A 9291-nucleotide genomic window follows, 5' to 3' on the forward strand; every position below is an offset into this window, starting at 1 on the left:
CTCGGTGAGCCAGCCCAGCTCAACCAGGCGGCGGCCGGACGCGATCCGCCTCGTGGCGGTGTTGGCTGGGCTCGCCGTGGCCATCGTCGTGGAGGGCTGGCTCGGGCTGCTCGGCGCTGTTCCGGCCGCGTTCCTGCTCGATGTCCTGTTGCGGCGGATCGAGTCGCCCGCTGTGCGTAGGCGGCGGCAGCAGGAGGCCGCCGACCTACCGCTCGCCGCCGACCTTCTGGCCGCGGCCATGCGGGCGGGTGCGCCGGTGGATCGCTCGGTGTTGGCCGTCGCCGAGGCACTGGACGGGGCGCTCGCCGGCCGGTTGGCCCGTGTTGGCCGCACGCTGCTGCTTGGTGGTGGCCCAGCGGAGGCATGGTCCGCGCTGGACGGCGTGCCCGGCGCGGAGCGCCTCACCGCGGCGGCGTTGCGCTCGGCCAACAGTGGTGCCGCCCTGGCCGGCGCCCTGACCCGGCTCGCCGACGACCTGCGCGCCGACCGGGCCACCGCTGCCGAGGCATCGGCCCGCCGGGCGGGTGTGCTCATCGTTCTGCCGCTGGGGCTCTGCTTCCTGCCGGCGTTCATTCTCGCCGGACTCGTGCCGGTGATCGTCGCCGTCCTCGGCGACGTGCTCTGACCCATCGAGAAGGGAAACAGTCATGCGCAAACTCATCGCTCGCCTGCGCGGCGATGCCGGGATGAACACGGCCGAGTACGCCGTGGGTACCCTCGCCGCGGTCGCCTTCGCCGGGATCCTGTTGAAGGTGCTGACCTCCGGCAACGTCCAGTCGGCGCTGACCGCCGTCATCGACCGGGCACTGAAGTGATCGAGCGCCGGCCGGCCGGCCGCGATCCAGGGTCGAGTGTTCCCGGGCTGGCGGCACGCGCCGGGCGGAGACTTCACGTCCTCGCGCGGACCGTTGGCGGGGACCGGGGGTCCTTCACCGCCGAACTGGCGGCCGGCCTGCCGGCGCTGCTCCTGCTCCTGCTCGCCGGCCTGACCGCTGTCAACGCCGTCAGCGCACAGGCGGGCTGCCTGCACGCGGCCCGGGAGGCTGCGCTCGCCGCCGCCCGGGGCGCGGACGGCAGCGCGGAGGGTGGCCGTGCGGCGCCGCCGGGCGCGACGGTTTCGGTGTCCGTCGACGGCGACCGGGTGCAGGCGACGGTACGGGCCCCCGTCCGGACGCTGGGCGGCCGGTTACCGCGAATCACAGTGGTCGCCACCGCCGTCGCCGCCGTCGAACCGGGCGCTCACGAGGGGAGTTGGTAGTGCGAACAGATCCATCACCCCGCGCCGGTGGAGAACCGGCTGCCGGAGGGCTGGTTGCTGGCCGGCCGGACCGCCAGCGAGGTGGCGCGACGGTCCTGCTGCTGGCGATGGGGCTCGTATTCGTGGTGTTCGGGACGTTCGGCGCCGCCATCGTCGCCGCCGGAATGGCGAGTCAGCGGGCGGCGGTAGCAGCCGACCTCGGCGCGCTGGCCGGGGCGGCCCGAGCGCTCGACGGCGACGTGGTGGCCTGCGCGTCCGCTGCTGACCTGGCCGGTCGCAACAATGGCCGGCTGGTCGGCTGCCACCTCGACGGGTTGGACGTGCTGGTGACGGTCGAGGTGGCGTTCACGCCACTACCCGGCCTGACCCGGGTGGCCGCGGCGAGCGCCCGCGCCGGCCCGGTGCGGGGCTGACCCGCACTGGCCGGCGCCTGCTCAAGGAGCCAACGGCCCTGGTGGGATTGGTGGGTGCTGTGGAGCTGAATCGGTTAGGACATCAAGGGTGATGCGTTTACGACATCAGCTCCAAAGGGAGACCGGACCCGTCAGGGGCCGAGTCACCAACGGCCTCGCGCCTGAGGAGGGTCCAACGGCGCGCCGGCAGGGGCGTGCGGTCCAACGGCCTCCCGCCCGGGAGCGCGGTCCCCGACGGCCTCCCGCCCGGGAGCGCGGTCCAACGGCCTGCCGGCCGGGCGCGGCCAGAGCAGAGCGCGGCCTGCCGGCCGGGACCTGGTCGAGGTCCCGGTCCCGGCCGGCAGCCGAGGATTGGGTGGCTGCTACGGCGACCGTGGAGGGTCGCCGCGCCGCCCTGGTCCGGGCCGGGTGTGTCAGCGGGCCTGGAGCGCGTCGAGGGCGACGGCCATCGCGATGACCAGGCGACGGTCGATCTGCGGGTTCTGCACCTCGACGACGTACTTGTCGCGCAGGCCCCACTTCTTGACCACGGTGAAGACCGGCTGGCCGTTCGCGGTGAAGTCGAAGTGGTACGGCAGCCAGGACAGCGAGTCGACGAATCGACGCAGCAGTGCCACCGGCATGCTGCGCTCCTGGCCCGTCACCTGCGGCAGGCCGCCCTGCTCGACGTGCCAGGTGGACCGCAGCAGCGACTGGGCGAAGTCCTTGCGGAACAGGCCGATCGGGTTGCCGGCCGCGTCGGTGACGTCGTAGGTGGCGCCGAGGTCGATGCGCTGGCGGGCCTTGAAGCCGAGCAGGGGCTGCTGCTTGGAGTCGTCCGTGTAGATGGTCACCTGCTCCTTGAAGGCGAGCCGCTTCTGCTGCGCGAACGCCAGCAGCTCACCCTCGGTGCCGTCGGGGGAGACCGCCCGGACCTCGTACTGGTTGACCATCATGCGCAGTCGCTGGCGGATGTGGAACTGGTGCTGGCCCTGCAAGTTGTCGAGCTGCATGTGTACTCCTCTGGGGGTTGGTGCGCCGGAGTCTCGCACAGCCCGACAAGTGCCGCCCTCCCCGCTGTCCATGATCAGTTGCTGCTGGGTAGCCGTCGAGGTCGCCGGACGACTACCCAGCCCGGAGTGATCACTGGTGCCCTGGCAGGATCGCTCCGGGAGACCTCAGCGACTGTCGACGGAGGTCGCGGCCCGCAGCGCCCAGGTGTTAAGGACCTGGTGGATGCCGCGCAGCCGCTCGTTGATCTGTTCCAGCCGTTCCGCCTGGGCCAGGGCGGCCAGTGCCGACCCCAGCGCGATCTGCTGGTCGAGGGTGAGATTGTCCTGGTCGATGGTGTAGAGCAGGTCGACGGTCTCGGCGATGGTGTCGGCCACAGCTTCTCCTCGGGCACGGGGGGCGATCAGCAACATTGGCATCGATGGAAGCGCTCCCACATCATTGTGCCCCGTGCCATGCCGATTCATGCAAGCCGCTCAGTCCGGCAGGTTCGCCAACACCACGTCGAGGACCCGGATCGCGTCCGGCTTGGAGAGCGGGTTGTTGCCGTTGCCGCACTTCGGTGACTGCACGCAGGACGGGCAGCCGGCGTCGCAGCCGCACTCCGCGATCGCGTCCCGGGTGGCCCGCAGCCACGCCGCCGCCGTTCCGTACGCCCGCTCGGCGAACCCGGCACCGCCCGGATGCCCGTCGTAGACGAAGACGGTCGGCGCCTCGGTGTCCGGGTGCAGCGCGGTGGAGAGCCCACCGATGTCCCACCGGTCGCAGGTGGCCATCAGCGGCAGCAGGCCGATCGCGGCGTGTTCGGCGGCGTGCAGCGCACCCGGCACGTCGGCCGGCTGGACCCCGGCGAGGGCCAACGACTGCGGTGACAGGGTGAACCAGACCGCCACCGTGCGCAGCTCCCGGGCGGGCAGGTCGAGCGGTCGGGTGTCGATCACCTCGCCGGTGGCGATCCGCCGCCGCTGGTACGACACCACCTGGCTGGTCACATCCACCTCGCCGAGGAACATGCCGACCGGCCCGGCGTCCACGTAGGAGCGCACCGACACCACGGACACGTCGGTGACGTCGCGGGCGTGGGTGGACCAGTCCGGCTCTTCGGCGCGCACCAGCGCGCAACCGTCGGCCAGGTCGAGTTGGTCGACCACGTACGAGACGCCCTGGTGCAGATAGATCGCGCCGGAGTGCAGCAGGAAGTGCGACGAGCCGCCGTCGACAGTGCCGAGCAGCCGACCGGTCGACGACTCCACCACGGCGACCGGGGCGCCGCCCTCGCCGCGCAGGTCGACCTCGGGCCGCTCCCGGTGCCGCCAGTACCAACCGGTGGGCCGCTGCCGCAGCGCCCCCGCCGCGACCAGTTGGTCGACCGCCTCCTTCGCCCCCTCACCGAAGAGCACCAGGTCGGCCGGGGTGAGCGGCGCCTCCACCGCGGCGCAGGCCAGCTGCGGTGCCAGCACGTACGGGTTGGCCGGGTCGAGCACCGTCGCCTCCACCGGCGCGCCGAAGATCGCCTCCGGGTGGTGCACCAGGTAGGTGTCCAGGGGGTCGTCCCGGGCCACCAGCACCGCGAGGGCCTCCTGCCCGGAACGCCCGGCGCGGCCCGCCTGCTGCCACAGCGACGCCCGGGTGCCCGGGTAGCCGCAGATCAGCACCGCGTCGAGCCCGACCAGGTCCACGCCCAGCTCCAGCGCGTTGGTGGAGGCCAGGCCGAGCAGGTCGCCGTGCAGCAGGGCCCTTTCCAGCTCGCGCCGCTCCTCCCGCAGGTAACCGCCCCGGTAGGCGGCCACCCGGTCACCGAGCCCCGGCACCGCGTCGTCCAGCGCTCGACGCGCGTTGGCGGCCACCACCTCGGCGCCCTTGCGGGAGCGGACGAACGCGAGGGTGCGTACCCCCTCGGCGACCGTGTCGGCGAGCAGGTCCGCGGTCTCGCGCAGCGCCGACCGACGGACCTGGTGAAGCTCGTCGTGCTCGCCGGTCGCCTGCGGCGGCACCGGAGAAGAGGCCGACGAGTCGGGTGGCAGCAGCGGCGGTTCCCAGAGCGCGAAGGTCACCCCGCCACGGGGGGAGGCGTCCTCGGTGACCGCTGTCACCGGCAGGCCGGTCAGCCGTCCGGCAGCGGTGGCCGGGTCGCCGGAGGTGGCCGAGGCGAGCACGAACACCGGGGTGGCCCCGAACCGGGCGCACTGCCGGCGCAGCCGACGCAGCACGTGCGCGACGTGCGAGCCGAACACGCCCCGGTAGGTGTGGCACTCGTCGATCACCACGTACGCGAGTCGGCGCAGGAAGCCGGACCATTGGGCGTGCCCGGGCAGGATGCCGTGGTGCAGCATGTCCGGGTTGGTCAGCACGAACCGGGAGTGCCGGCGGATCCACTCCCGCTCGGTGCGCGGAGTGTCCCCGTCGTAGCAGGCGGGGCGTACCCCCTCCAGCTCCAGCGCGGCGACGGCGCGCAGTTGGTCGGCGGCGAGCGCCTTGGTCGGCGCCAGGTAGAGCACCGTGGCCCGGGGGTCGGCGAGCACTGTGGCCAGGGCGGGCAGCTGGTACGCCAGTGACTTGCCGGACGCGGTGCCGGTGGCGACGACCACGTGCTGGCCCTCGTACGCCAGGTTGGCCGCCTCGGCCTGGTGTTGCCAGGGCGCGACCACGCCGCGTCGGGTGAACGCCGTGCGCAACTCCGCCGGTGCCCACGACGGCCACGGCGCGGGCACCCCGGCGCGGGCCGGCACCCGCTCGACGTGGGTGACCGGGTCGGCGGCGCCCCGGGCGCGTAGCCGGCGCAGCAGGTCGGCCGGGGCTGGCCCGGGGCCGGGACCAGCGGATACGGTGGCCGCGGACGACGACTCCAGGTCGTGGCGCGGCGTGCCGCGCGCGGAGCTGAAGTCGTTGGAGGTCACGCCCTGCACTCTCGCACTGGTGTTCGGAGATGAAAAGTCGGACACCGGGGTAAGGGGAAGCCTCCGCTGGCGTCCGCAGGCCGTCCCGGCGGTAGTGGTTAGATGCCCACGAGAGTTTACGGCTCTGGCGAGGAGGACCGATGGAGCTGTCACTGGCGACCCGCACCGTGGGAGAGCACACGGTGCTCGAGGTCGGTGGTGAGGTGGACGTCTACACCGCGCCCCGGCTCCGTGAACGACTCCTCGAACTGATCGACGGTGGCGCCCGTCACGTGGTGGTCGACCTCGGTCGGGTGGACTTCCTCGACTCCACCGGTCTGGGCGTGCTGGTCGGCGCGCTCAAGCGGCTCCGCTCGGCCGCCGGTTCGTTCGCGCTGGTCTGCGACAAGGAACCGCTGCTCAAGATCTTCCGGATCACCGCGCTGGACCAGGTGTTTCCGCTGCACCCGACGGTCGACGCGGCGATCAGCGCCGACTCGGCGGGCGCCGGCGCGTGATGGCGACAGTCAAGCTCTCCTTCTCGCCCGCCCCGGTGCACGTGCGCACCGCCCGCCTGGTCGGCGTCGCCGTCGCCCGGCGGGCCGGGGTGCGTGAGGACCTGCTGGACGAGGTGCGCCTGGCCATCGGTGAGGCGTGCACGCGCGCGGTGGCCCTGCACCGGCAGTACGGCCTGGCCGACCCGGTGCTGGTGGAGATGTCCGACGGTGGCTCGTACGCAGTGCGGGTGGTGGACCGGGCGCCGATCGAGGCGGGTATCGGTCTGACCGCGCTGCCGCCGGACGAATTGGCCAACGAGTCGCTGACCGATGAGGCGCTGACCACCGGCGTCGGCTTCGCGCTGCTCGCCGGCTTCGTCGAGGACCTCCAGGTGCGCCCGGTCGACGAGGGCATCGGCACCGAGGTACGGATGGTGTGGCCCGTCGGCCGCTGATCAGTTCCGCTGCGTAGGCCGCGTCCCCTGCCGGGGATGCGGCCTTCTTTGCATGGATGGGGCCCTATATCAGATTTCGTTTCATAACACAGCGACGAAGATCATCGCGACACGGTGCCACCTGGGTGTGACCTCCAACACTGCGGAGGGCTACAGTACCCGGGTTGTCAGCAAGTGACCTATCCCGCAGCCAGCGGGTATGGGTGTTCATCGCTGGTCCGCTGGTGGGTTGGCGCGCGCTTGCGAGTCCGCATCCAGGCGTCGGTCAGTGCGTCTCCACTCACCGGCGCGATTGTTCGGTAACAGGAGGACACAGATGTCCGAGACCTTGGCCGCCGACGGCGGCGGGCTTTCCCTTACCGGAAGCAATGTCACCTACGTCGTCATCGCCGCGGTTGTCGCGCTGGTGGCACTCGGTTTCGCTGCCGCCCTGACGAAAACGGTGCTGGCCGCTGGTAAGGGCACCGAGAAAATGCAGGAGATCTCGGGGGCGGTCCAGGAGGGCGCCTCGGCCTACCTGCTCCGGCAATTCCGCACCCTGGCGATCTTCGTCGTCGTCGCCGTCGTGCTGCTGTTCCTGCTTCCGGTGCACGACACCGATGGCAGTGAGCTGGCCGTGAAGATCGGCCGTTCGCTCTTCTTCGTGGTGGGCGCCCTGTTCAGCGCGTTCATCGGCGGCGCCGGCATGTGGTTGGCCACCCGCGCCAACCTGCGCGTGGCCGCCGCCGCGCGGGAGCGAGCAGGTGGCCGCGAGGCCGCCATGAAGATCGCTTTCCGGACCGGCGGCGTCGTCGGCTTCCTCACCGTCGGCCTCGGCCTCTTCGGTGCGGCGCTGGTCGTCCTCGTCTACCGGGGTGACGCGCCCACAGTGCTGGAGGGCTTCGGCTTCGGCGCCGCGCTGCTCGCGATGTTCATGCGGGTCGGCGGCGGCATCTTCACCAAGGCCGCCGACGTCGGCGCCGACCTGGTCGGCAAGGTCGAGCAGGGCATCCCCGAGGATGACCCGCGCAACGCCGCCACCATCGCCGACAACGTGGGCGACAACGTCGGTGACTGCGCCGGCATGGCCGCCGACCTGTTCGAGTCGTACGCGGTCACGCTGGTCGCCGCGCTGATCCTCGGCCGCGCCGCCTTCGGCGAGCAGGGCCTGGTCTTCCCGCTGATCATCTCCACCATCGGCGTGCTGATCGCGATCGTCGGCGTCTTCATCACCCGGCTGCGCGCGTCCGACCGTAACGCCCTGACCGCGATCAACCGGGCCTTCTATCTGTCTGCGGTGCTCTCCGCGGTGCTGGTGGCGATCGCCGCGTACGCGTACCTGCCGGCGACGTTCGGCGAGTTCGACAGTGGCCTCACCGACGCCACCGGCAATCCGCGACTGGTGGCCATCGGCGCGGTCGTGATCGGCATCGTGCTGGCCGCCGCGATCCAGGCGCTGACCGGCTACTTCACCGAAACCAAGCGCCGACCGGTGCAGGACATCGGCAAGAGCTCGCAGACCGGTGCGGCGACAGTGATCCTGGCCGGCATCAGCATCGGCCTGGAGTCGGCTGTCTACTCGGCGCTGCTGATCGGCGCCGGCGTCTTCGGCGCCTTCCTGCTCGGCGGCAGCTCCATCACGCTGTCGCTGTTCGCTGTGGCGCTGGCCGGCACCGGCCTGCTCACCACTGTCGGCGTGATCGTCGCGATGGACACCTTCGGGCCGATCTCCGACAACGCCCAGGGCATCGCCGAGATGTCCGGCGACATCGACGAGCACGGCGCTCGCACGCTGACCGAGCTGGACGCGGTCGGCAACACCACCAAGGCGATCACCAAGGGCATCGCGATCGCCACGGCGGTGCTCGCCGCGACCGCGCTGTTCGGCTCGTACACCGACACGCTCAGCAGCGCGTACGCGACGGCCGGCGTGGGCGACGTCGGCAACGAGATCCTCAACGCGCTGAACGTGGCGAACCCGCGCAACCTGGTCGGCCTGATCATCGGCGCAGCGGTGGTCTTCCTCTTCTCCGGGCTGGCCATCAACGCGGTGTCCCGCTCGGCCGGCGCCGTGGTGATGGAGGTCCGCCGGCAGTTCCGTGAGCTGCCCGGCATCATGGACGGCACCCAGCGCCCGGAGTACGGCAAGGTCGTCGACATCTGCACCCGGGACGCGCAGCGCGAGCTGATGACCCCCGGCCTGCTCGCCATCCTGGCGCCGATCGCTGTCGGCTTCGGCCTCGGGCCCGGCGCGCTCGCGGCGTACCTGGCCGGTGCGATCGGTGCCGGCACGCTGATGGCGGTGTTCCTGTCCAACTCCGGTGGGGCCTGGGACAACGCCAAGAAGCTTGTCGAGGACGGCGCGTACGGCGGCAAGGGCTCCGAGGCGCACGCCGCCACTGTCATCGGCGACACCGTCGGTGACCCGTTCAAGGACACCGCCGGCCCGGCGATCAACCCGCTGCTCAAGGTGATGAACCTGGTCTCGCTGCTGATCGCTCCCGCCGTGGTGGCCTGGAGCGTCGGCGACGAGCGCAACGTCGGCCTGCGGGTCGGCATCGCGCTGGTCGCGACGCTGATCATCGTGGCGTCGGTGGTGTTCAGCAAGCGCAAGGGCATCGCGATGTCCGACTCGGACGCCGATGGCAGCACCGGCGCGGGCAGCACCGATCACCGCCCGGAGACGGTAAACGCCTGATCCAGGAACGGCCCGGGGTCCCCCGGGGCCGGATGCCGGAGGACGGGGTGCCCGGCCCGGCCGCCCCATTGCGCACCAGGCCAAAGGGCGTTCGCTGGAACGCCTGGGGTCGTGCCGGGCGGGGT

At 71.8% G+C, this 9291-nt stretch carries 10 protein-coding genes; 7 read left to right on the forward strand and 3 right to left on the reverse strand.

Annotation, left to right across the window (positions count from 1 at the left end):
* Positions 1–4 precede the first annotated feature (4 nt).
* Genes ABZ794_RS05585 through ABZ794_RS05600 form a run of 4 tightly spaced genes read left to right on the forward strand, consistent with a single transcriptional unit; the run spans position 5 to position 1671 of the window.
* On the forward strand, positions 5–625 hold the full coding sequence (locus ABZ794_RS05585) for a type II secretion system F family protein (protein WP_210783988.1): 621 nt from the start codon (positions 5–7) through the stop codon (positions 623–625).
* Between the two features lie 22 nt (positions 626–647).
* A complete protein-coding gene (locus tag ABZ794_RS05590) occupies positions 648–815 on the forward strand; it encodes a DUF4244 domain-containing protein (RefSeq protein WP_081883916.1) in 168 nt (55 codons plus the stop codon).
* Positions 816–862: 47 nt separating this feature from the next.
* Positions 863–1258, forward strand: a complete 396-nt coding sequence (locus ABZ794_RS05595; RefSeq protein WP_357514648.1) for a TadE family type IV pilus minor pilin — start codon at positions 863–865, stop codon at positions 1256–1258.
* Positions 1259–1308: 50 nt separating this feature from the next.
* Positions 1309–1671, forward strand: coding sequence for an Rv3654c family TadE-like protein (locus ABZ794_RS05600; RefSeq protein WP_282102831.1), 363 nt, complete (start codon positions 1309–1311; stop codon positions 1669–1671).
* 413 nt (positions 1672–2084) lie between these two features.
* Here ABZ794_RS05600 and ABZ794_RS05605 read toward each other — a convergent pair whose 3' ends face one another.
* The 3 genes from ABZ794_RS05605 to ABZ794_RS05615 form a co-directional block, all read right to left on the reverse strand.
* Positions 2085–2663 carry a hypothetical protein gene (locus tag ABZ794_RS05605; protein ID WP_210783986.1) on the reverse strand — a complete coding sequence of 193 codons (579 nt, stop codon included), beginning with the start codon at positions 2661–2663 and terminating at the stop codon, positions 2085–2087.
* Positions 2664–2828: 165 nt separating this feature from the next.
* Positions 2829–3038 (reverse strand): hypothetical protein, encoded by a 210-nt coding sequence (locus ABZ794_RS05610; protein ID WP_030334221.1) that lies wholly within the window; start codon positions 3036–3038, stop codon positions 2829–2831.
* A 99-nt stretch (positions 3039–3137) separates the two neighbouring features.
* Entirely contained in the window at positions 3138–5558 is a 2421-nt protein-coding gene (locus ABZ794_RS05615) for a DEAD/DEAH box helicase (protein ID WP_307850551.1), read from the reverse strand.
* Between the two features lie 140 nt (positions 5559–5698).
* Here ABZ794_RS05615 and ABZ794_RS05620 point away from each other — a divergent pair, with 140 nt between their 5' ends.
* From ABZ794_RS05620 to ABZ794_RS05630, 3 genes are all read left to right on the forward strand, one after another.
* The gene (locus ABZ794_RS05620) at positions 5699–6055 is read left to right on the forward strand and encodes an STAS domain-containing protein (RefSeq protein ID WP_210783984.1); all 357 of its coding nucleotides are present in this window, start codon (positions 5699–5701) and stop codon (positions 6053–6055) included.
* Positions 6052–6489, forward strand: a complete 438-nt coding sequence (locus ABZ794_RS05625; protein WP_030334228.1) for an ATP-binding protein — start codon at positions 6052–6054, stop codon at positions 6487–6489. Before ABZ794_RS05620 ends, ABZ794_RS05625 begins: the two co-directional genes overlap by 4 nt.
* 316 nt (positions 6490–6805) lie before the next feature.
* Complete coding sequence (locus tag ABZ794_RS05630) at positions 6806–9166, forward strand: sodium-translocating pyrophosphatase (RefSeq protein ID WP_210783983.1); 2361 nt, start codon at positions 6806–6808, stop codon at positions 9164–9166.
* Positions 9167–9291: the final 125 nt, after the last annotated feature.

Source organism: Micromonospora sp. NPDC047187 (assembly GCF_040643355.1).
In the GTDB taxonomy this organism is placed as follows: domain Bacteria; phylum Actinomycetota; class Actinomycetes; order Mycobacteriales; family Micromonosporaceae; genus Micromonospora; species Micromonospora salmantinae.

Excerpts from the sequence above, each read along its gene's own strand:
- ABZ794_RS05590 (WP_081883916.1), top strand. The coding sequence starts at position 648 with ATGCGCAAACTCATCGCTCGCCTGCGCGGCGATGCCGGGATGAACACG.
- ABZ794_RS05605 (WP_210783986.1), bottom strand. The coding sequence starts at position 2,663 with ATGCAGCTCGACAACTTGCAGGGCCAGCACCAGTTCCACATCCGCCAG.
- ABZ794_RS05620 (WP_210783984.1), top strand. The coding sequence starts at position 5,699 with ATGGAGCTGTCACTGGCGACCCGCACCGTGGGAGAGCACACGGTGCTC.
- ABZ794_RS05630 (WP_210783983.1), top strand. The coding sequence starts at position 6,806 with ATGTCCGAGACCTTGGCCGCCGACGGCGGCGGGCTTTCCCTTACCGGA.